The organism is Clostridium sp., from assembly GCF_032552055.1.
Classification (GTDB): Bacteria; Bacillota; Clostridia; order Clostridiales; family Clostridiaceae; genus Clostridium.
The window spans coordinates 1-23,817 of record NZ_JAWGSV010000011.1 but is presented as its reverse complement, the minus strand read 5'-3'; the positions used below and the strand labels follow the sequence as shown (position 1 = coordinate 23,817).

The 23,817-nt window shown below is 27.9% G+C and carries 17 protein-coding genes; all 17 read right to left on the bottom strand.

Going from position 1 to position 23,817, the window contains the following annotated elements; genetic code table 11:
* Positions 1 to 319 precede the first annotated feature (319 nt).
* Positions 320 to 1,465 (bottom strand): amidase family protein, encoded by a 1,146-nt coding sequence (locus E6248_RS01785; RefSeq protein ID WP_316339135.1) that lies wholly within the window; start codon positions 1,463 to 1,465, stop codon positions 320 to 322.
* Between the two features lie 218 nt (positions 1,466 to 1,683).
* Positions 1,684 to 2,895 carry a phosphopentomutase gene (locus E6248_RS01780; protein WP_316339134.1) on the bottom strand — a complete coding sequence of 404 codons (1,212 nt, stop codon included), beginning with the start codon at positions 2,893 to 2,895 and terminating at the stop codon, positions 1,684 to 1,686.
* Positions 2,896 to 3,159: 264 nt separating this feature from the next.
* Complete coding sequence (locus E6248_RS01775; protein WP_316339133.1) at positions 3,160 to 4,326, bottom strand: YhfX family PLP-dependent enzyme; 1,167 nt, start codon at positions 4,324 to 4,326, stop codon at positions 3,160 to 3,162.
* Positions 4,327 to 4,337: 11 nt separating this feature from the next.
* A complete protein-coding gene (locus E6248_RS01770) occupies positions 4,338 to 5,441 on the bottom strand; it encodes an aminotransferase class V-fold PLP-dependent enzyme (protein ID WP_316339132.1) in 1,104 nt (367 codons plus the stop codon).
* 10 nt (positions 5,442 to 5,451) lie between these two features.
* Entirely contained in the window at positions 5,452 to 6,327 is an 876-nt protein-coding gene (locus E6248_RS01765) for a phosphotriesterase-related protein (protein WP_316339131.1), read from the bottom strand.
* Between the two features lie 155 nt (positions 6,328 to 6,482).
* Entirely contained in the window at positions 6,483 to 7,769 is a 1,287-nt protein-coding gene (locus tag E6248_RS01760; RefSeq protein ID WP_316339130.1) for a YhfT family protein, read from the bottom strand.
* 130 nt (positions 7,770 to 7,899) lie between these two features.
* On the bottom strand, positions 7,900 to 8,256 hold the full coding sequence (locus E6248_RS01755) for a DUF2620 domain-containing protein (protein WP_156625101.1): 357 nt from the start codon (positions 8,254 to 8,256) through the stop codon (positions 7,900 to 7,902).
* Positions 8,257 to 8,384: 128 nt separating this feature from the next.
* The gene (locus E6248_RS01750) at positions 8,385 to 8,738 is read right to left on the bottom strand and encodes a PRD domain-containing protein (protein ID WP_316339129.1); all 354 of its coding nucleotides are present in this window, start codon (positions 8,736 to 8,738) and stop codon (positions 8,385 to 8,387) included.
* A gap of 49 nt (positions 8,739 to 8,787) precedes the next feature.
* Positions 8,788 to 9,714, bottom strand: a complete 927-nt coding sequence (gene yhfZ / locus E6248_RS01745; RefSeq protein WP_316339128.1) for a GntR family transcriptional regulator YhfZ — start codon at positions 9,712 to 9,714, stop codon at positions 8,788 to 8,790.
* 864 nt (positions 9,715 to 10,578) lie between these two features.
* The gene (locus E6248_RS01740) at positions 10,579 to 12,558 is read right to left on the bottom strand and encodes a cellulose biosynthesis cyclic di-GMP-binding regulatory protein BcsB (RefSeq protein ID WP_316339127.1); all 1,980 of its coding nucleotides are present in this window, start codon (positions 12,556 to 12,558) and stop codon (positions 10,579 to 10,581) included.
* Between the two features lie 4 nt (positions 12,559 to 12,562).
* The gene (locus E6248_RS01735) at positions 12,563 to 13,864 is read right to left on the bottom strand and encodes a glycosyltransferase (RefSeq protein ID WP_316339126.1); all 1,302 of its coding nucleotides are present in this window, start codon (positions 13,862 to 13,864) and stop codon (positions 12,563 to 12,565) included.
* A gap of 11 nt (positions 13,865 to 13,875) precedes the next feature.
* Complete coding sequence (locus tag E6248_RS01730; RefSeq protein WP_316339125.1) at positions 13,876 to 14,598, bottom strand: hypothetical protein; 723 nt, start codon at positions 14,596 to 14,598, stop codon at positions 13,876 to 13,878.
* Positions 14,579 to 15,454: a hypothetical protein gene (locus E6248_RS01725; RefSeq protein WP_316339124.1), complete on the bottom strand. Its 876-nt coding sequence runs from the start codon at positions 15,452 to 15,454 to the stop codon at positions 14,579 to 14,581. The genes E6248_RS01730 and E6248_RS01725 overlap by 20 nt, the downstream gene beginning before the upstream one ends.
* Positions 15,455 to 16,004: 550 nt before the next feature.
* The gene (locus E6248_RS01720) at positions 16,005 to 17,138 is read right to left on the bottom strand and encodes a glycosyl hydrolase family 18 protein (protein ID WP_316339123.1); all 1,134 of its coding nucleotides are present in this window, start codon (positions 17,136 to 17,138) and stop codon (positions 16,005 to 16,007) included.
* A gap of 142 nt (positions 17,139 to 17,280) precedes the next feature.
* Entirely contained in the window at positions 17,281 to 18,987 is a 1,707-nt protein-coding gene (locus tag E6248_RS01715) for a glycoside hydrolase (RefSeq protein WP_316339122.1), read from the bottom strand.
* The gene (locus tag E6248_RS01710; protein ID WP_316339121.1) at positions 18,977 to 21,013 is read right to left on the bottom strand and encodes a glycosyltransferase; all 2,037 of its coding nucleotides are present in this window, start codon (positions 21,011 to 21,013) and stop codon (positions 18,977 to 18,979) included. The genes E6248_RS01715 and E6248_RS01710 overlap by 11 nt, the downstream gene beginning before the upstream one ends.
* Positions 21,014 to 21,031: 18 nt before the next feature.
* Positions 21,032 to 23,605, bottom strand: a complete 2,574-nt coding sequence (locus E6248_RS01705; protein WP_316339120.1) for a polysaccharide deacetylase family protein — start codon at positions 23,603 to 23,605, stop codon at positions 21,032 to 21,034.
* Positions 23,606 to 23,817 lie beyond the last annotated feature (212 nt).

Below are 23,817 nucleotides of genomic sequence, written 5' to 3'. Positions count from 1 at the left end.
CCATTAATTCTCCAATATTATACTATAATATAAACTAAGTTTACACTTGTATATCTAATTATTCAAATTAATAGATTCTCATTTATCTCTAAGCCTAAATCTTAAGCATATACATATCTTTGTAAACTATATTATTTAATTACCTTCACTGTAAGTTTATTTTACCTAATTTATTTACTTTCGATACTATAATCTATTATAGTATAAAATGTATAAATAAAATAAGAACTTTTAATTATATTTTTTTAATAAAAACACCCCAAAAGATCTGAAACTTGGAATCTCCAACTTCTGGTCCTTTAGGGTATTTTATTACAATCTATAGTTTTATTGGTTCTACAAACTTTTCTCTTCTTATAAAATATCTTTGAAAAATCTCATTCTTTTCAATGACAGAATCTAATTCCTCAGCTAAACTAAAAGCCTTAACTATTCCCTCTTCTCCTTGTTTTCCACAAATAACAAATCCACTTGCTAACTTTTCTCCTGGAATAGTAATACCTGTACATTTACACATATTTATAGCTTTTACTAAAGCTTTCCCTCCATTAGATGTTATTTCTTTTTCTGCTTTTCCCTTAAAACTCCTTTGAATAGTTTCATCATATCCATAAACATCTATCGGTCCTTCAAAAGTTAAAATAACATCAGCTAAATTGTTTTCAAATATATTTTTTATTTCTTTTATTCCAATATTTCTTTCATATATATTATCAAAGTCATATTCTATAAATTTAATTGCTTTATTATCTATTAAATTAATTACCTTATCTATCTCTTGCCTCATATCAGTACCATCAGCTAACTTTAATAAATTTGTTTTTGGAATTGCTACTCTAATAAGACTTGAGTTTTCATCTTTATTAAATTTCAATTGCTCTTTTACTTCAACTATATCTTTTAATATTTTTTCATCTAATAAATCCTGAGCTACTTCCTTTAATATAGAAAGGTTTTTAGAAATAACTCCTATCCCACCACTAAAAGCTATATTATCAGTAGATAAACTTTCTTTTTTAGTAGTTAAGTTAACTCCTGATCCAATAAAAGAGTATAAATTTGTACTTAATGCAGGGGCAAGAACTGAGCCACCACCATCAGTCCCTATTCCAAAATCGTTAATACCCTTAATTATATTTATAGCAGTTCCACTACTAGATCCAGTCATACATCTATAGGTTAATGGATTTATTAAATCTGTATCAATACTTCTACCTAAATGTGACATCTTATCTACAGTTAGCAATAAATATTTTGAATTATTTCTAAGTTTATCCACTAACTCTATTGGGATATCCACAGTATTTTTAACTCCAAATGTTAATAAGTTTTCTGATTTTTCTTTCATTTCTTCATTTAAGCTATTATTTATTAAAATCACTGAATTATATAAATTTTGTTCTGCAAGTATTTTAGATCTATAAACTTTAGTTTTTTTATCTATATTGCTATTAGTCCCATTCACTCCTCATTACCTCCTCTCTTAATATTCTTACTTATTCTCTCATCTTACTAGTATCAATTATATTGTCTTTTCTTATTTTAATTTTAAACCAACCTCTACTTACCAGTTCTCTTACTTCTAATCTCATATTACTAAAATTACTTACATTACTTTATTAATATTTCAATCTTAAGGCAATCTCTTCTTACCAGTTAACTTACTTAAATACATTACTACTTTTATTTTTTAATCTCATTAAGAAAGCTTGTTCCATTTTCAGGACTCTTTACTTTAAAATAATCCGCTACTGTAGCTCCTACATCTGAAAGCGTTTCTCTTATCCCAACAAAACCTTCCTTAATATTTTCACCATATATCATTAAAGGAACCATTTCCCTTGTATGCTTGCTATGACCTATAGTTGGATCATTTCCATGGTCAGCCATAACTAATAAAATATCATCACCATGAATAGTATCCATAAGCTCTCCAATTAATCTATCAGCAATCTCTAATTTTTCAGCATATCTATCTACATTTTCAGCATGTCCTGATAAATCTGTTTCTTGAACATTACAACAAATAAATCCTGTGTTTACTTCCTTTGATATTTCAATAGTTCTTTTAAGTACCTTTTCCGTATCTACCATAGGTATGCTTGTACCTTTTTCATTTATAACTACATCAGCAACTTTTCCTAATAAATATACTGGTATATTTTCTTCAGATAGTATAGTTGATACTTGAGTTTTTGGGTTAACTCCATAGCCTAAGTGAATACATTCATAACCATTATCATAAACCCCTGACTTAGGAGCATTTATACCAATATATCCACCTTCTTTTTCTTCTTCAGCATTTAATATATCTTCTAAAGTAATGCCTTTGCCTCCAAAAGTAATTACTCTTGGTACTGTGGCAATAGATCTTACTATATGACCTACTTCTAGAACCTTGCTAAAAGGAATTAAATCTAAAGCTGATGTTATATTAAATGCTTGTCCTAAATCACATTCTATATTATCAGCAATAGTAAGAGCATCTTCTACTACAAGATATTTTTCTTTCTTTCCTTTTTTATATTCTACCTTATATCCTGCATCTTTTATCACCTTATAAATTTCATCTATTTTATTTTTAATAGGTTCTCTAAAAGGCATCTTAGGCTTTGTCCCCATTATTTCTTGGTGTCCAAAGAAAGTATCAGCTCCAAAGTGTGTCAAATTAGCCTTACCATAAGTAGCCTTTGGATTTGCCTTCATTCCATTGATTTCTTCTCCTAATATATTCATTAAACCTAGCTTTTCTAAAACAGGTAATTTTAAATCTTTTCTTCTTTCTAAAATATGAAGACATGTATTTGAATTTATGTCCTGTGGCCTTGTCACCTTAACATCATCCATTTCACCTATACCAAAACCATCAAGAACTATTACTATAAATTTTTTCATTATAAAAACCTCCTTTATTTTTAGTTTTTTAATACTCTTCAAGGTTTAATTTCATAAAACAATAAGTTTAGAATTCCAAATCTTACACCCTAATTAATCACAAAAATTAGAAATTTAATTTTTACATCTCAGAGAATCATAAAATTATAAATAAAAAGAAACTTCAACAAACTGTTAGCCTATCCCAACCTCTTGCATCCATTTCTTTTAATAAAGTATCTTCAAAAACTAGTTTATATTTATTTTTATTTTAGTAATTCTTATCTATATAGCTTTAATCTCTACTCCTTGAGAGTCATAAACTCCAATTATTTCAGGTTCCCCTTTGTTTATTCCTCTTACTAATGCAACATTACTTCTTGTTACAAAAATTTGTGTTCTAAAAGCCATAATTACTGTATCAGAAACATTACAGTTCTCTGATAACTCAAAGTGATAATCTATGCTTTCATCTGTAGGTGGAGTTACTTTAACCATTTTGTAGTTCTCAATAGATTCCCCTACTAAAGCATTTTCCACATGAGATCTTCTATAGTGACCTCCACCATAACAATATCCTTTATCTAATAAGTTATGGGATACTTCTGTTACATAAACCATTGCTGGTATTTCTTCAGCATCATTTGCTTTATGATAAGGTGTTGTTCCGGTTAAACCATGCCCTGGTTCTCCATGAGTTCCACCTTCTTCACTGATTTTCTTTATAGAGTTTACGCAAGTAGCTGAAGGCATATTAAGCTGCTCTATCTTTATATCAAATTCCTTTTCAAGTATTGCTTTAGCTTCTTTTATCGTGTCTATATTTTTAGTTCTTTTAATCTCATTACTTGCTTCATCATATAGAAAACATGGAAAAGAGGCTATTCCAGCAATATTTAAATTCTTTAGCTTTAATAATTCTCTTCCTCTTTCCTTAAGTTCTTCTAATTTAAACCCACCATATTGTCCTGAATATAAATTGTCATTTTCTCCAAGTACTCTTAACATAATATTTTGCTTAAGACCAAGTTTTTCACAAGCTTCATTAATTTCTTTAGCTTTTTCTATTGTATAAACAGTTATATAATCTGGTTTTGATTTAACTACCTTTTCTACTAAAGCCTTTGGGATTTGAACTAAATGTCCAACATGCCCAATTTTAATATCATTATTAATCATTACTTCAGCTTCTTTGAAATCTACTACTACTGCTCCATCATAACCAAGCTTCATAAACTCTTTTGAAATAACAGGATTTCTTCCTATTTGCTTAGTCATAAAATACAGCTTAATCCCATATTTATCTGCTTCCTCTTTTATCTTTCTAGCATTGTCAACTAATGTATCTAAATCTATAACATAAGTATCTGGTAAAATTAATCCTTCTTTATGGAGCTTAAATGCAGCTTGAACTAATTCTTTATTTCTTTCTACAGTTTTTTCAAGAAACATATCTACTCCCCCTATTTATTTTTTACTTCCTCTATTGCACTTTTTAAAATTCTTATAATAGTTTCCGCACCACTTCTCATTGGGTTAATTCTAATCATTCTTTTTTCAAGAGTTGGATCTGCCGCTCTAAATGTACCTGATACTCTATACATCATTGGTACAAACTCATACTTAGATTCAGAACCTACTGGATGAGATGCAGCACCATATTTAGTAGTCAATTCTAAAATTTCCTCAGCAATATTTTCACTAAATTCTACTAATAATACCTTAGATTGAGCATTTGCCAAGAAAGCATCCTTAATTTCTGGAATTTCCCCACTCTTAAGTCTAGTAACTAACTCTTCATTAACTTCTGATTGAATTGCTAAAGAAACTGGAGCATAAATTAATCCTCTTAAAGCTTCCATAGCTTCATGTCCTTGAACTTGACTTCCACCAGAATAATTTAAAGAGTACACCTTATCTATTAAATCTTTCTTTCCTATTAAAACTCCAACACCTTCTGGTCCTAATACTTTAAAGCAAGAAAAGCTTCCAAGATCAGCTCCACATTGATTTCCGATTTTCTTAACCTTAAGAGCTGCATAATTATCATCTGTAACTATTCTTATATTTTCATTTGCTTCTTTTATAGTAGTAATTACTTCTTCAAAATCATAAGAATCATCTATCTTTTGTCTAGTGTTTTGAACTAAGGCACCCTTTATTTCTGGATGTTTAGAAATTACTTCTTTAATATCTCCAATATCATTAAAGTTAGCTGTAACTATATTAAGTCCCATAGTTTCTATAGTAACCTTTGAAGTTGGATAAATTGGTGCATCATGAACTAAAATAGTATCTCCACTTTTCATAAAGCTAATTAGTCCCCATCTTATAGCACCAGTTCCTGCTCCCCTTACTAATATAGCTGATTCAGCATCAAATACTTCTGCAAAAACACTTTCAACCTTCTTTGTGTAGGTTGGTTTATTTAATCCCTTTACTACACCTAAGTCTCCTAGAGATAACACTTCTCTGCCATCAAAATGCTTTGTTATTGTATCTATAATTTTAAATTGTAATTTCTTTGCTTCTTCTAAACTTATTGAGTGCAATGGGTATGTCTTCATAACTTTCCTCCTACTTCAGGTTATAAATATTTTTTATATTATTAACTAGCATATTTTCTAAATGCTTGTTAGAAATTTCTTTTTCATATAATCTTGGTAAAAAGTTATCTATTAAATAGCTATAACCAAGTCCACCATTCTCTTTAAAATGTGATTTTCTAGTAATATCCATAGACATAACTATTTGATTGCTATATCCTCTATCACATAATTCTTTTAACCATTCTGCTCTATCTTCATCTGGTTGATAATTATTTTTCCCTATTGTATCAAAGGCAATATTAACTCCTGTATCGAGTAATCTAATCATATAATCTAAGTCACCACTTAAATCTATATGACTAAGGGTAACCTTAGATAAATCCACATTAAACTTTTTAAAAATTTCAATTTGTTCAAGCCCAAGCTTTCCTAAAGTAGTATGAGTAATTATTGGCTTTCCAGTTTCTATATGAGCCCTTGAAGATGCTTCAAAAACCTTTAATTCCATTTCTTCTACTTTATTTAAACTAGTTCCTATTTCTCCTATAACTTCAGCTTTGGTATTAGAGCCGTCTATTCCAACAACAATTTCATCTATTAGGATTTTAGCCATTTCCTTAGTATCTAATTTATATACTTCTTCAGGTAGAAATGGCTCTTTATAATATCCTGTTGCCTGAAGAATATTTATACCTGTTTCTTTAATAACTTCCCTAACATATTCCGTGCTTCTACCCATTCCTCTATTAGTAACATCTATAATAGTAGAAACTCCTTTGTTTCTTAAAGCTTTAAATTCTTCAATAGTCTGATTTTTATTATTTAAGAAGCAATCTTCATCTTTTTTTACTCCAGATAAATCTATAGTTACATGCTCATGGGCATAAATTATTTCTCTTTCCATATAAATATCCCTCCTTATTGCCATCTTTGATTATTATCATCCTAAAGGACGGGGCTGTCGCATAAACAGCCCAAATTAAGAATTATTGATTCTTAATTTTTAATTGTGCGACAACACCATCTATTTAGATAAATGAATGTACAGAAAAATGTATTTTAGACTGGAAGTACGTATAGTCCAACTAAGTATAATATGTTAATTAAAACTCCCACTCCAATTGCTCCAACTGGTCCTACTGCCATATCTACTATTGGTTTCTTTGAAGTTTTGTTTAATACATAAAGTCCAATTACTGCAAATAATCCAAGTCCTGGTGCCATAGCTTGAGCAGCCATCATACCACCTATTAATAATGCAACTTCTAGCACTTTACTCATTGCAGTTCTTATATTATCTCCGCACTTTCTAACTCCTGGGAACTTGTCCATAAGCTTAGCTAATCCATCTAGGAAGTAAACTTCTAATGCCATAATTACAGCACCTGCAACGAAAGCTAATATTGGGTTACCTATTAAGAATCCAGCCACAAATACAAATGTCATACCAGCTGGTGCATATACTCCAGTAGAAATTGCAGTTGTAGCTACTAGTGGGATAAAGCCTATTCCTCTTGCTAATGCAGTCATAGCAGCTTCAGTATTTTTACCTTCTGCTAAAAGATTTAAACTTATTGGATCACCAGCTACTAAGCTTAAGCTTGTTGCAGCAGAAATTAATCCACCCATTAATGCTAATATAGGTAAGTTCTTTTTAATTTTCTTAACTCTTTCTGCAAATATTGCAGCTAAATCAACCTTTGGTGCATTTGGATCTGGTTTTTCTTGAACAGCAAATATAATCATGATTATCATACCTGCAAGTAAAGCCATACCTTCAGCATCTAATTTTATATTCATGCCATTTACAGAGAATGTTCCATAAATAACAGTAATTTGTCTAACTAATAATGCTACTAATCCAGTTAAAAAACCTTTCTTTGTTCCAAATTGATATGCAACAACTAAAGCTGGGAATACTGCAAAAGCAACTGTAATTGGAGTACCAACTTGCTTTAATGGTTCTAAGAAGTTAACTGGTAACTTTGCAAATAAATCAACTACGAATTGTAATCCATAAACTATACCAATACCATAAGCAGCTCCTACTACTCCTGAAATAACCATTCCTTTTTTACCACTTGGACAGAAAGATCCAATGATATCAGTACCTAATAAAATACTATGAATTAAAATAATTGATGCAGCTATTGAAACTGGAATACCAAAACCAATAACTAATCCAAAGCTAATTGCAAAAGAAGTTGCTGCTAAAGCCTTTTTATCCATTCTTCCTTCTAAATACTCTGGAACTATTGCTCTAAAACCATCATTAAATACAGCAACACCTGTATTAGATAAAATTGCTGCTAGTGCACCTAAAAGCGCTATTACTACATATTGCATAAATGATTCCTCCTAAATTTTATAAATAATATTTAAATTAATAAAATACCTAACTCTATTAATTGCTTATTTAAATCTCTTTTAACAAATTAACTACAACTATCTACTCTTATGCAATTTTAAATTTATATTAAAGAATATATTTAAGAATAACTGGTATAACTTCTTCAGCGTGTTGTGCTGTAAATCCATAAGCCCTTTTTCCTGCTTCAACTTCAGCCTTTATTTCTGCTTCACTTTTAATATTTCCTGGCATTGAAACAGTTGCACAATCTCCCATACCAAGTAAAGCAATTGCCATAGCTAAAGCTCCACCACCACCAGTATTACATGCTCCTAAATAGAAATCTGCTGCTCCAGTTTTAATTGCCATTGCTGCTTCAATATCACTTTTTATTTCAATTGAAGCTTTGTCTCCTGCAATTTTAGCTGTAATGTCAGCCACTCTTTGCTTATCAATTTGTCCACCAATAACTATTCTCTTCATTTTCTTTCCTCCATTTATAAATTATTTTATATTGAAATCTTTAATTATTAACTTATCTAGTTTATTTTAAAATTACTATATTTTTTCAGTATTTATAAATATAATTTCTATACACGCTACTTTAAATTTTATGATTGACTTAACAATGTGCAAATATGCATTATTATATAATTCACTTCTTCATCTGGTATTTCGCCTAAAATACCCTTTAAATCTTTTGCAATACTTACAGCATCATTGTAACTATCTTCAAGTTTTAAAGATTCAAGAACTACTTGATCTAAGTCATTAACAGTTTCATTTTTATCTATTCTCTCTAAAGCTGAAGATAAATGAGTTATAAACATTGAAGCATTTTCTTCCATAAGTTTAATATTTTTAACTTCATCAAAATATTTAATTACTTCTAATATCTTATTATAATTTTCTTCTGATAATAATGCTGAATCCCTTAATATATTTAATCTTATTGTTAGTTCCATCCCTATCCTCCAATATACACTTTTTTGTACTTTCATTGAATAAATACCCCTAGTATTGAGGCATTATCTTTTTGTTCATAACTAATCTTTGATACTCCTTCACATCTTCAATATCTAAAACTCTAGAGAAAAGTGCTGGTACTATAGAGTTCTTTTTATTAGCTATTATTACTGCTTCAGTATCTTTTATATTCTTTTCTTCCCTATTTAATGGCATAAATTTAATATCATCTTGTCTATCTTGCAAATCATCTAAGTTCCATATTGCTGCATCTATTTCATTTTCCTTAAGAGCTGTTATAAACTGACTATAATTTAAATTAACATACTCAACTTCTAAATCTTCAAAATAAGTTTTTGTCAACATAAATTGATCTATAGATGATGTATCTATTCCAACTCTTGTCCCTTTTTTAAACCTACCATCGAACTTCTTAGAAACTACCATAATATGCTCATTAACATAACTAAAATCTCCAAAGGTTTTAATTATTTGAATATCTTTATTTTGTTCTAAATAGAAGTCAGCTGTTAATCTTGAAGTTACTGCAAAATCATATCTGCCATCTTCTAATGCCTTTAATCTGTGATTAGATCCTCTCATAAAAGCAAGATTAGTATTAACTCCACTATCATTTAAGCATTTACATATTCCAGTAGCTAACCCTTCATATCTCTTAGAATATGGAAGTGGCATAACTCCTACTAAAGATTTAATTCCAGTTAACTCTAAAAGTCTTATATAGTTTATTTCTTTAATAAAGGTTCCTAAATGTCCTCTTGACTCTAAAGTTAATGCATTTTGATTTTTTAAAAACTTTATGGCAGACTGGATAGTTCCCCTAGCTGTTTCATAAGTTTCTGCAAGCTCTGCAACTGTTTTTATTCTATCACCTTCATTTAATTGTAAAAACTCTATCGCTAATGAATTAATAGTTATTCCAAGCTTCTGCATCAGCTTACTTTGAACATCCACTCTATCACCTCACTTCAATATACAATATTTTGTATAATCATAATAACATTTTATGAATACATTTGCAATAGTTTTTAGAAAATTTAAATCTTAATAAAAATAAGTTGCTATAACTTCTTATATTATAGCAACTTATCCATTATTTTTTATCTATTATCCTTTCTTTTTAAGTAATACTGCACAACCTGACAGTAATATTAAAGATACTAAAAATAATGTCTCCATTAATTCCTACAATAATGTTATTTATCTTAATAGTATTACTTCCTCTTACTTATGATAAAATTATGTATTAATCTCTTAAATCAGCTGAAAATATATTAGATAAGTTACTTAATTCATTTATATTACTTATTGAATTTAAAGATAAAATTAAATAATCTATATTACTAAGTTTTCCTAATCCTTCAATACTTCTTATTTGGTTAGATCTTAAAGATAGCTTGGTTCTAATAACATATCTAAAAATGCACATATCAGTTGAAGTTATATTTAATATTCTTAGTTCAAATACAACATAAGATTAAAAAATTAATAAACCCAAAACTATTATACTTCATTAAAATTTAATGCCAAAAATATATAAATCAAAAAAGTTAATACTATTAAAATCCCCACTGTCTCTGCCAATCCATTATAACTAAATGGAATAATAAAAAGACAACATAAAAATCCCCCAGTTCATTAGAGAGTTTTTAACTACAAACTTTCTAATGAACTGGGGTTATATATCCTATGTATTATATTTATTTTTACCTCAATATAATTAAGCTTTATCTATTCTTTCAACTTATAATCTGTTTTGTTTTACATTTTCTTTCGTCACTGTTAATTTTTTTAATTTTTTTCAACTTATAATCTCATTTATTTTACTTTCCTATAATAAATAATATACATTAAACTTACTGCACCTACCAATACTACTAAGGCAATTACAATATTATAATTTATTTTTTCTAAAGCTATATTTTTTTGATTTTCCGTATTTACTTCTTCAAAATAATCAATTACTTCTCCATCCTTTATTATTACTGCACTCTTATTGCTAGTAATCTCTGGATACTTCTTTATAGTATTATTAAGTTGATCCTTATCACTTGCCGTAATTAATAGATTATTATTTGAAGTTAACTCAATAGCACCTAAAGCTGCTGTGTTTTGAATGAATAAATCCTTCTCTATAAACTCACCATCGTCTGAAATTGGTACTGTAATCTGATCCTTCATATCTTTTATAATTTGACTTGTAGTTAATGCAAATATTGCTTTATTACTATTTTCAGTTCCAGCCTCATCATTATTATTTATATAAAGATTATTTACACCTTGAGAAAGTTTTCCTAAATAATAAGATATTTTAGATATACTATCAACTGATAGGTTATCATAACTATCTACTACTATCCTTCCTTGAACCATGCCGTTTGAATCCTGAAGAATTCCTTGGGAGTTAATTAAAGAATGTTTTTCTCTATCTTTTAGAGCCAATTTAAAATTACTATTATCACTATCTATCTGTACCCAAACATCCTCATGACTTTGAGATGTACAATATTCTGCACTAGGTCTCAAATTAAACTTTATTGAAATATTAAATGCCGTATTATCAAAATATTTCTCTGGAATAGAAAAATCTATTGTATCTTGGGTTTTATCTAAAACAAACTTCTTACTTAGAATATTTTGACCATTTATTTCTACATTTACATAACCATTATCAAAATCAACTAAATTAGAGTAGCTATATGAAAGGCTAACCTTATTTTCATTAGTTAATGTCTTACTTGCTGGAATAGTTAAGTAATAATTAAATTCCTTTATTCCATTTCCAACTTGTGAAGTACTTTCGTAACCTAAATCTTTTAATGATGGGTTTTCATTAAATTCTTTTTCATTAACTACTTTGCTTTTATCTAAAATATAATTGCTTTCTTTTATTTGAGCTAAGGAAGACTTAGTAGATAATATTCTGCAAAGTGTTTCTAGTTGTTCTTCTGTTGATGAAATAATTATAAAATGATTCTTCTTACCTATCTTTCTTATTGCTATATAACCATTTTCCTCTGCATTTTTCCATTCTTCATCAGTGAGTATCTTCTTATTTAATGTTCTAACTTGTTCTACTGTTCCAAGTACTATTGATTCTTTATCAAGATTATTTAAATCAGAATATTTAAGAGGATTTATATCTACATTTAGTTCTTTGCTTTTGTGAGCAAATCCTATTAATGTAGAAACTGATGAAGCTTGAGAATAATTATAATCTTCTAGTTCATTTGGTAACACAAGATTTACTTCTGCCCTTTTGCCATCTGAATAATATGTATTATCAAAAATATCCCTTATATAAGTACTATCTGTTCTAGAATAATCAAAACTAAAAGATGAGTTTTTTTCTATAAGAATCCAATTAACATCATTATTATATTCACATTTTTCTCTTGTAGACTTTAAAAATCCATTAATAACAATTGAATTTTCTCCTTTATTGATTAAATACCCTGGTACCTTAATAGTTAACTCACCTTTATCATTTATTTTATCCATCATAATAGAATAAACCTTAGTATTGTTAACTGAAACTGAAACTGAAGATAAATCCTTAATTAAAGTTGGACTTTGTTTTATTTTTAAAGAAATAACAAAATTAGAGCTCCTCATATTTTCAGGTACATAAAATGTTTTCCCTATTTTTTCACTTCCACTTAATAAAGTATCCTCTTCCCAAGTATAGCTATAGACATTAATCTTCAAACTATCCGCTTTTACAGTCTTTGAAAAACTCATTGTAAAAATAACAATAAATAATATAGGTAATAATATAATTTTTTTATATACTTTCATAACCTTAAAACCTTTCTGTTTTATACCATTTTGCTTCTCTTTTAAAAATAACATCACCAAGGTAACCATAACTAGCCTTTAATGATATTAATATAAACACCTGAGAATAAGTAAAGTATGATGCACAAGAAATTAAGAAATTCTCAAATGTACCTTGACCTTTATCGCTGGCTAAAGCGACATTCATCTGCAAAACAAATATTGCATACATTAATATAAATGATAAAGTAAAATTAAAGTTTATATTTAAAGATAATTTACTTACAATATCTAAAGACGGATTTATTAAATTAAGTATTATAGCAAAAATATTAAATAAAAAAATTCCATCTGAAATTAATATAAATAATAAAAACCATATATAGTTTAAACAATAGAATATAGTATCTAATTTAACTCTCCAGCTTGCACTAGAAAATAAACTAGGTAAGTTCTTAAATACTACATATATATTTCCCTTGGCCCATCTGGTTCTTTGCTTAATATATACTGAAAGTTTTTCAGGCTCTTGCTGATAGGCCTCTGCCCTACTTTCATAAGCAATTAAATAACCTTTTTTCATTAAGGAAAATCCTAAATCTGTATCTTCAGTAATAGCTTTTGTATCCCAACCTCCAACTTTTTCCAAAACCCCTCTATTGATTATAAAATTAGTTCCTGGAATTTGTCCTAGCTTAAACAAATGCCATTTCCCAGGATTTACAACCCTTTGTGAAACTACTAGTTCAATATTTATACACTTTGTTAGAAAGTTTCTATCTCTATTTCTAGCTTTATTTCTTCCAAAAACTGCAGCATATTTTAAACTTTCAAAACTCTTACTAATTAAAAACTTAAGAGTATTACGTTCTGGAGCTGCATCTGCATCAAATATGCAAATCCATTCACCCTTTGCTTGTTTTAATGCCAAGTTTAGAGCATGAGCTTTACCCTTTCCACCAGTTTCTTTATTAGTAGTAATTACATTTATTTTTCTAGTTGGATTACTTTCTTGAACTTCTTTTATTCTGTCTCCTGTAGAATCAGAAGAATTATCATTTATTACTATAATTTGAATTAAATCCTTAGGATAATTTAACTCTAAAATTCTTTCTAGAGTTGAAGCTATAACTCTTTCTTCGTTATGAGCTGGAATCATTATAGTAACTGTAGGTAATCTATCATTGTATTTGTCCAAATCAACTGGATTTTTTCTTTCATTTGAAACAAAACCAATTGCGCCAAAAACGAATACTATACTAATAATTACAGATACCCATATAGACAATATAGATAATATAAAAATAAAATAATAAGCATTGAGCATTTTTCATCATCCTAATCTAAAAATCTTTCCATTGACCACTTTTTAAATATTATAATTGCAGCAATAAATATAATTATGCTAATTGAAAAGATAACAATATTTATATAGCCAACATATACAACAATTTTATCCATAAAAGTTGGTTCTTTTAGCCTTAAGCTATAATTTGAAGTATCTAGCTCTACTCCCTTAAGCTCATTATTAGCTAACAGTAAAGTGCTAATATTGAAATTATCACTATCAACAACTAAAGCATAATTGGAGTCATCTTCCCTTTCCGCCTTAACTTCTGATATAGTTTTTAATGGATCTATATCTATATTTATTAAATCAAAGGATAAATTACTTTCTCCAATATAAAGCAATTTATTCTCCTCAATATTGCATAGTCCTGATATTTTCAATTTCTTATCATAACCCTTTACTGCAAAATAGCTGTTTTCTATATTCTTAACATCTTCTAAAATAATACCTAGATTTATATCATCTTGGAATACTTTAAGTAAATCTATAACTTTTTTATCAATATTCTCATTTGGATCTATTACTACAAAAACAGGAATCTCCTTCTCCTTAAAAAGATTTAAATCTTCATATAAGTCCCTACTCTTTTCCTCTGCTGAAATTATATAAAAACATTGCTTTAAGTTATTAATATCTGCATTAGCTACTGAGGTAAATAGATTTGTTAAAAGAATTAAAACTATGCTGAATTTAATCAGAATATTCGCCATAAATATCAACCTCTGTAGACTTTTGAAGTTCTAATAACACGCTTTTATAATCTTTAAAAACCTCTTTCTTATCTTCTGAATAATCTAAGCTACCTGCTTTTAAAACTATATTAACTACATCCCCATATCTACTCTTTATCTCTAATTGTCCTACTCCCTCTAGTATTCTCCTTATAGCTGGAGCAATTACCTTACTTGATGTTAATGGAGTCATAATTACTATTCTACCTTCACTAACAATAAATTTATAATCCTCTTCTCTAATACAGTTTTGCACAACTTCTGCAATCTTTCCTTGTAAATCATTAAATTCCTTTACATCTAATAACCTTCTAAGAGTTTCAACAAACTCCAGCCTAAACATAGTCATTGAGAAATAATATGATTCATATCTATTAGCTAAATGAATATTTTTTTTTAAAACTTCTTTAAAGGCAAATTCATTTTCAAAGCTAGTGTTTATATCTACTTTTAATTGTATTTTCTCTAATCTATTTAGCTTTTCTAAGTCATTTCCTATTCTTATTCTTGCTCTATTCATATTTCCTGCATAGATTGTTACAACTGGAATAAAAAATATAAGAATGTAAGATATTACTGTAATATTCACATCACCACTAACTACATAAATAACATATCCAACTATATATACTATTGAAAATATTATTGCTGGAACAATTCCTAAAAAATAAGATAATAAAATTGAAATTAACTCAATAATTGTTATTGTGAAACTCTCAATTGAAAATCTTTGAGTAGTATATATATTTACAAAAATAATAAATATTTGAATAATAATTAATGCAATTAATATTAAATAATCTTTTTCGAAATCTTTTAAACTCCTCTTATTCATATTCACTTCTCCTATTAACCTTGAATTATCTTTTAATTAAATCTACGTATAGTTTCTCATCTTTTATAAGTTTTAATGTGTTTTATTAACTTTTTCATAAGCTCTTAAGTTAATAACTAACTATTAACTCCTTATATTCCACACTTTAAATACACAATATAGATTGCTATACTCACCAAATCTAAACCAAATAGTACTACTTTCTTAATAAAATTGCAATAATCTCATTATTAATCTTGAATTATGAATCTTCAACTTTTTCAACTTTTAGTTATATTATTATAAATTTATATAAACCTCCTATATTTTTTATTTATCATTTTTCTAAGGAATAGTCATCAATCTTCTTAACTTTTCAAACTTTTTTTGATAAATATAAAATTATTTACATTGTAATTTTTTTTAATACTATTTAGTACTTATTTTATTCATAAGATTTTTTATGTAAAAAAATAGCCCTAGCATACAATAAGTACACTAGGACTAAATATTATATAATTCTAATACTATTTAATAGCTTAGAGATAAAATAAAAGCGATTTTATTAATATCATTCTACTCTCCAAAGGCTTACATCATAGCCTCCCTCTAAAATAAAGCTTGATAAATAATTTAAAGTTTCATTATCTGCATACCACACTTCATGATTTATATTATCTTCATCCTTGTATTTAAAATACAAATATTTACTTTCTTCATCTCTTATAGCCTCAGCATTATATTCTATCATTAAACTTTTTGCTTCTTTTTCTGTAACTGATTTAACTTTTCCATTTCCATTAGCACTACCACTTGCACCTTCTGGCCAATCAAACCCTCCAGTTGCCAAAGCAAAATCCTTTTTCACTTCATATTTATTCATTTCTTCTATTAAAGAAGTGATAAATTCAGGGTTTGCCTTTTCACCCGGACCTGAAAATCCTCCATGAAGGTTATAGCACATCACAACATAAGTTGGCCCATTTTCAAAATTAAGGTTTTCAAAGGGAATATTAGGTTCTAATACTACTCTTAAATCTAACCCTTTTTCACTAGCCTTAGAATATAGTTCTTTTATAAATATTATAAAGTTTTCCCAAAGTGTCATATCTTTTTTAAGTCTTTCATAATCAATTTCAATTCCGTCAAAGCCATAATAAATAGCTAAATTAACTATTTCATTAATATGATTTTCCCTATATGATTTATCATATAAAAGTATCTTTAATACTTCAGTATCCTTCTGAATAGATGAACCATCACTTTTTATAACATCATTTACTATAGTTAAGTACTTTTTAAAATTAGAACCTTCGGTATCATTATAAAAATCCTTTAATTTATCAGGAACTACTAACTTATTATTTTCATTAAAATTAGCTGCAAAATAAGAGACATTCTTAATATCTCCAGACATATTTTCAGAAAAAGTTTTCGCCGGTAAATCCCAATAAGTAACCCAAGTGGATATTTTTACCCCATTTAAACTATTTTGTTTGTTATCAACATAACTCCCACCATTATCCACAGAATTCATGTCATCATTGTAATTATTGTTATCTTTTTCTATAATTCCCTCTTTATTATTCTTGAATGATGAATTAAATAGATTTCTATCTACCTTATTTATAAATAAAAATATCAAAAATATAGCTAGCACTACTATTAAAAATATCATTATTTTATTGACCAAACCTTTCTTCATACATACCCCTTTTTTACAATTAATAATTATTGATGTAATTTTTCCAGAATTACTAAATCCAATTGTTATTAAAAATTTCAATTGGATTTATTCATTCTATCGTATTCAATAACACCACTTTTTTTTATTTTGTAATTATTAATTATAGATTCTTGATAAACCAATTAATTATCTTGTTGAATGTATTTTTCACATTATATTTAATTAATTCAAAGCCCTTAAAAGTTGAATCATATAATACCTCTTCATTAATATCTGTAATTTTAAGTTCTTTAAATACTCCATCATAAACATCATCCGCTATGTTTCTTTGACTATATCCATATTCTCCAAAAGCGGATTCTAGGTAGACACTACCCTTTTCTAAAACTTTAACTTCTAAATCAGTAACAATAGTTTCATCATCAATATTTATAGAAAGATTGTTTCCACTAAGACTCATATCTAGCTTTTTATTTCCTTTCTCTTTTATATCAACTTTTGCACCATTGCTAAATATTAAAAATTCACCAAAGGTATTTAATTCTTTTGAGAAAATAACTTCTTTATTTCCTCCTAAAGTTTGAATTACTTCGATTTTATCATTAATAAGTTTAACAGCCAAGCTATTACTTAAATCATTATTTGCTCTTAAGTATATTCCTTGTGAACCAATAACATTTCCATTTAAGTAAACAGAAGTATTTATATCCTTATATTCTTCACTATTTTTAAGTTTTAAAAGTCCTGTATCCTTTGGAAGAGAAGTTAATATAATTTTATCATCAACAAACTCCATTTGCCCTTTTACTTCTTCAAAATTTGAAGCCTTTTCCTCATCACCTATTACAAAGTTAACCTCTTCTTTAGTATCATCATATAATCTCATAAGAAGATGGTTAGTTGACCAATAAGCCTGTGGCTGAAGCCTAGTCAAATCATAAATAGAGCTTTCTTTAGTATTTAAAGAAAATCCTTCTCTATTAAAATTCATTGCAAATAACTTATTAATCCATTCTTCATTAACATCACTTACTCTATTATTAGTACCAAATTGTCCTGTATTAGAGTGCATTATTGCATAAAGTTCTGGAACTCCTCCAAGGTCATTGTTATATATCTCTGATAGTTTTTCATAATCACTAGATATACGTGCCTTCATTTCATCATAGCTTTCAAGAGGAACACTATCTTCATCTCTAATATAATCCATTAAATAATGATTGTAATCTCTATCTATAGTGTCTTGAAACTCTGAAAATTCAATTGAAGTTAAGTCTCCTAAGAAGTTTTCTTTCCTATCAAAAACATTAATAAACTCAAGCCTATATCCATTAGTACCAAACTCCCAATAAGTGCTATCCTTAAGCTTTAATAAATCCTTTGGCATTAAGAATTTTGGATCTTTCTTTTCAAATTTATCTGCATAAGTAAGGATAGTTCCCTTATAGTTGTACTTTTCTAATATCTTCTGAGCAAAAATTGCTGTATCTCTTCTTCCATCTTCAAATAATAAAAATAGAGACTTTTCAGGAAGCTTTTTTCCTTTATTATAATAATCTAATATATCTTCTTGAGTAATAGTCACATACCCATTATCTTTTAAAGATTTAATTTGCTTTTCTAAATCCTTAGTACTAATTAAAGTATCACTTCCATCCCTATCTACTCCAAAATAAGATAAAGTAATAAATCCCTTATCCTTACTATTAGCACTTATTTCTTCAATATTAAAAGGCTTATATTCTTTAAAGCTAAACAATGCTTTTATAATTACTATTAAAATAACAAATAGTATTAAGCCTTGTAGTGTTCCTCTTATAACCTTTTTTCTATCTTTTCTTTTTAGAGAAAATTCATTACTTTTCATAATTCACCTTCCCCCTATCATTACTATCTATAGATACTTCTAAATAATCTTCTGATAAATCTTCCATATTTTTATCTATATCAAAATTATCATTCTTTCCCATTTCACTACTTACCTCAATGTTACCGGCCTCATAATTCTTATCTTCAGTAAATTCCCTAGATACTTTGCTCTTAAGCTTCTTTTCCTTTTTTTCTTGAGCTTTAATATCACTTGGAGTCATTCTTGTCCCCCAAGTTGATTTCCAAAATGTTACCCATGCTATAGGCATTTGCCATAATAAAACAGCTTCATAATAGAAACAGAATATAAGCCCGAATATCCAAGTGGTGCTTCTTCTAAGTAGTAACTGTGCAAAACTCATAAGTAATGCCATCATAAGTAATCCTACTAAGAAAGTAGTTGGGAAAATCCCATGAACTACTGGTACATAAATTAAGTTATATAAAACTACTACTGGTGCAGCTATAGGCACTATTAATCCTATATAAAAGAATAAAGACATGAAAGGCTCCTTCTTCCACATAAACTTTCCAGCTATAATCGACTCTCTAAGCCAAGATCTTTTCCATCTCATTTGTTGCTTTAAAAATACCTTATATTTATTAGGAACTATAGTTGAACAAACTGCTGTATCTTGATAAGTAGTTCTATGCTTTTCTAATATAAAGTTAGTCATTGCCCTATCATCACCAAAGGTAGCTTTTTGGCCTAGGAATTTTTGATTCTTCCAGTCACCCATCTTTTCTATAACCAATTCTTTTTTATAGCAAGATAATGGACCTGAAAGACATGTAACAGCATCAAAATATCCTTCTGCAGCCTTCATTATTCTAAAAGCAATATAATATCTTACTGATTGCATCTTTGTAAGAATATTAGTATAAGTATTTGCAACATCAGTTCTACCTGCAACACCACCCATTTTAGGATCCTTAAAAGGCTGTACTATATTAATTATTGCAAAGGGATCTAAGAAGCTATCTGAATCAACAAAAACCACTAATTCATGTTTAGCCTTTAAAACTCCTGCAATTAAAGCTTCTCTTTTTCCTTGATTTTCTTCTTGAACAATATAGCTAAGTCTACCTGCAATATTAAACCTATCTTCTTCCTTTAACTTTTTTATAGTTTTCTTAATTACAGCCACTGAATTATCATTAGATTTATCATCTACAACTATAACTTCAAGCTTGTCTATTGGATAATCTTGATTAATACAACTTAATATAGTTCTACTAATCCACTCCTCTTCATTAAAACAAGGTATGACTACAGTAACTCCTGGCGTATAATTTCTATCTACAGGCATAGGTTTGTACAATGCACCAAAAGCATATCTACTAAGTAAAAATACAGCTGCAATAATACTATATAGATATATCCATTTATTGAATTTGAAATAAATAACACTTTCAGCCCTCATTAATACAACAAATAAACTAATACCAAATAGTAATAATGACGAAGCTAAAATTAAATACTTGTCCTTTTTTTTTGAAGAATATTCTGATAAAGTCTCTTCAAATTCAAATCCACATATAATATTACCCTCGCTATCTATAGCATCTCTTACCTTTTTAGCATTGATTTTAACATCCATTTCATATCCTTCTGGCATTGCCCCCGGAATTACACTAAAATTTAAGTCTATATTACCTGCATCTTCAATATGCTTTAATTCATCTTTACTACTTAGCTTAACTAACATTCCAGTAGTTGAAATATCTATAGATTCAGAAATTATATTAATTTTTTCTCCATTGTCCTTTAGTTTAATCTTAACTTTAGTAGTCATAAAGTATCTAATTCCTGCTTTTCTTTCTGCCATAAAAGCATCAAATTTATCACTACTTGCTTTATTTTTTCCTCTTCTATCAAAACTTTTTCTTATTTGTTCTTTATCTGGAACATTATTCAAGATTCTTCTATCAAGCTTAGGCATTAAGAGGACATCTTCTTTTACCTTATCATTAATACCTGCTATTTTCTCCTGATTATCATAGTTCTGATTCTTAACCTCCATATTCTCCCTCCTTTCTTTTTATTTTAAATAATCACTAAGTTTAGCAATCTTATATTTTTTACCGTAGAGTCCATTTTCATTATTAGTTAAGAATATATCCAATGCCATAGCAGTATAATAACTTTGATTATTCATATGCATAACAACAATATTCCCTTTTCCATCTTGTAATTGGCTTTCAAAATTATTTATTATTTCTATAGGAGATTGTGCTTCATAGTCATGAGTAGAAATATTTCCACTAATTGAATAATCAAACCCACTTTCAAAAACTGCAAGTAAACCATCTTTGTTTACATAAAGTGTAGGTGGTCTAAAATATGGTTTTAAAGAATCTAAATCTCCAATTACATTTGCCATAGAATCATAAGATATACCTAATGAATCTATTAGTACATTCTTATCTTCTTCTAAAATTTCATGATTATAATTATGACTTCCTATATCATGACCTTTAAGGGCTATTGTTCTAAGTAAATTAGGGTTACTATTTGACATCCCACTATTGTCGTCAATATATTTAGATATTGTAAAGAAGCTTCCTTTTACCTTATGCTTATCTAAAACATCTAAAATTTCATTAACAATTGTATCTCCACCCCAGTCATCAAAAGTGAAGAATATAACATTCTCCCCATTAGTATCAATAGTTCCTTCTTGATCAAGTTTATCTTTTTCTTCATCTGTAAAGCCATCTAAATCTACAAATTCATTTCCTATATATCTTTCATTTACTAAATTTAAAGCTTCTTCCATATATCTTCTTTGTAATGAATGACTATTTTTTAGTAATTCATATCTTCCATAGCCTGATTCACTTTCATAATTATTTTGAAGATTACTTATAGTAACAACAGAGTAACCTAGTGGTTTAGATCTTAACTCATAATCTCCAATGGAATCATTATACACTTTAGCATATCCATAATTTACATAATTAAAAGTAACTCCTGTAATTAACTTAAAAATAACATTTTTATCAACTAATCCAGAATCTAATCTGAAATAAACTATTTCTCCTTTAGATAATGAGGTATAAATATCAGGGTTCAAATAATCATTTAGTATATAATCAGAATCCTTTCCTTCATACTTACTTATAATTGGAGCTTTTGTATAAGTAATAAGTTCGTACTTTCCTAGACCTTCGATATTTCTTACTGCAGATACAGCCTCTCTTATTTCCGAATCAGAATATCCAAATCCAGACATATAAGCATTAGTATAAATACCTCTATCCTTAAGCATCCTATCTACTTCATAAATCTCCTTAGCTACTTCTTCAGCACTTTTATTTAAAATATCAGAATTAGCTGTAACCCCACCATTTCCTATTTCATTTCCATAACTTAATATTTTTTCAATTCTATCGGGATACTCTAAAATCTCCTTTTGGGTAACAAAGAAGGTTCCCTTTGTATTAGTAATTGATAAAGCTTCGAGTATAAGATCTAGTGATTCTTTATCACTTATCCCCCTAAAGGTATAAGCTACAGCTTCTTGTGTAGTATAAAATCTAGATATATTTTCAGCTAATATATTTTTATTATCTTTAATTAATTTATTAAAATTAATATTGCTAAGATCAATACTATTATCTTCAGAGCTATTATCCCCTAAATTACTATTCTCTGAATTACTCTTTGAAGGTTTGTTATTTGAAGAATTATTGCTTATGAAATCATTTCTTATAAACATTGTTCTTCCATCTGATTTCTCAAGATTATTGTAATTATCAAGTAATACAGTAGTTCTTCCATCTTCATTTATAGCCTGACATAACCATTCTACTACTTCTAAAATTGAAGCATACTTTATGACTTTTTCATCTTTTTTTTCTATGCCATCCTCTTTATCTATTGCTGGTTTTTCTTCTTTTTTAGTATATTCAGACTCATCTAATACTCCTTCAAGCTTAACAGATACTATTTCACCTTTTTTCAATGATTTTACATAACCTTGTGCTTCTTCATAATTTTTAAAACTTTGATAACTTAAATAATTCTTTGAGTCTACTACAAATTTATTACCTGATGCATAAGCTGATGCTAAAACTGTATCATTATAAGTTGTAGAGTTACCTTTTAGTAATATGGATTTATTTCCCGTTATACTTTCTAAAATCTTGTTAGCTTTAGTAAAATCAGTTATTAGTTCATCCTTAGTTAACTCCTCCATATACTTCTTATCTGAAAGTCCTAAACTTCCAATACTATGTCCATTTTTTTCAATGAAATTTATTAAATCACTATCTTCTGCAGCTTCAACTCCTGAAGCAAAAAATGTTGACTTAACATTATATTTATTTAATAAACTTAATACTTCTTTTGTTATCTCATTATTGCTTATACCTTCAAAAGAAATAGCTATAATATTTTCCTTAGTGTCAAAACTTGAGATAATCTCTGCCTTTTTATCCTTATTATACTCTTTTAGGGCTAATTTAATTTTCTTACTGGCATCATAATTATTATTGATGGCAGTAATATCCATATTAAGTTGGCTCTTTTCTATAAATTTAAAATAAAAACTTATAGAGATAATAATTAATACTAAGCCACCTAATCCAAGCCAATATACTTTCTTTTTCATCTCTTATCTCCTTCTTAATAAAAAAAGCTAAATTCTAAAATAGTAAATTTAATAATGTACTATCATTCATATATACTAAACTCATAATAAAAAACATAAGTTACATTCTAAATATTTAGTAATTTAACTCACCATCACATTTACCATTTTAATTCATCTTATCAATAATAATCCAATAAATTTAAAAACTCAATGATTTTAATGTTAAATTT

Coding starts and splice junctions, on each gene's coding strand:
- E6248_RS01780 (WP_316339134.1), bottom strand. CDS start 2,895: ATGAAAAAATTTATAGTAATAGTTCTTGATGGTTTTGGTATAGGTGAA.
- E6248_RS01775 (WP_316339133.1), bottom strand. CDS start 4,326: ATGTTTCTTGAAAAAACTGTAGAAAGAAATAAAGAATTAGTTCAAGCT.
- E6248_RS01770 (WP_316339132.1), bottom strand. CDS start 5,441: ATGAAGACATACCCATTGCACTCAATAAGTTTAGAAGAAGCAAAGAAA.
- E6248_RS01765 (WP_316339131.1), bottom strand. CDS start 6,327: ATGGAAAGAGAAATAATTTATGCCCATGAGCATGTAACTATAGATTTA.
- E6248_RS01760 (WP_316339130.1), bottom strand. CDS start 7,769: ATGCAATATGTAGTAATAGCGCTTTTAGGTGCACTAGCAGCAATTTTA.
- E6248_RS01755 (WP_156625101.1), bottom strand. CDS start 8,256: ATGAAGAGAATAGTTATTGGTGGACAAATTGATAAGCAAAGAGTGGCT.
- E6248_RS01750 (WP_316339129.1), bottom strand. CDS start 8,738: ATGGAACTAACAATAAGATTAAATATATTAAGGGATTCAGCATTATTA.
- E6248_RS01740 (WP_316339127.1), bottom strand. CDS start 12,558: ATGAAAGTATATAAAAAAATTATATTATTACCTATATTATTTATTGTT.
- E6248_RS01735 (WP_316339126.1), bottom strand. CDS start 13,864: ATGCTCAATGCTTATTATTTTATTTTTATATTATCTATATTGTCTATA.
- E6248_RS01730 (WP_316339125.1), bottom strand. CDS start 14,598: ATGGCGAATATTCTGATTAAATTCAGCATAGTTTTAATTCTTTTAACA.
- E6248_RS01725 (WP_316339124.1), bottom strand. CDS start 15,454: ATGAATAAGAGGAGTTTAAAAGATTTCGAAAAAGATTATTTAATATTA.
- E6248_RS01720 (WP_316339123.1), bottom strand. CDS start 17,138: ATGAAGAAAGGTTTGGTCAATAAAATAATGATATTTTTAATAGTAGTG.
- E6248_RS01715 (WP_316339122.1), bottom strand. CDS start 18,987: ATGAAAAGTAATGAATTTTCTCTAAAAAGAAAAGATAGAAAAAAGGTT.
- E6248_RS01710 (WP_316339121.1), bottom strand. CDS start 21,013: ATGGAGGTTAAGAATCAGAACTATGATAATCAGGAGAAAATAGCAGGT.
- E6248_RS01705 (WP_316339120.1), bottom strand. CDS start 23,605: ATGAAAAAGAAAGTATATTGGCTTGGATTAGGTGGCTTAGTATTAATT.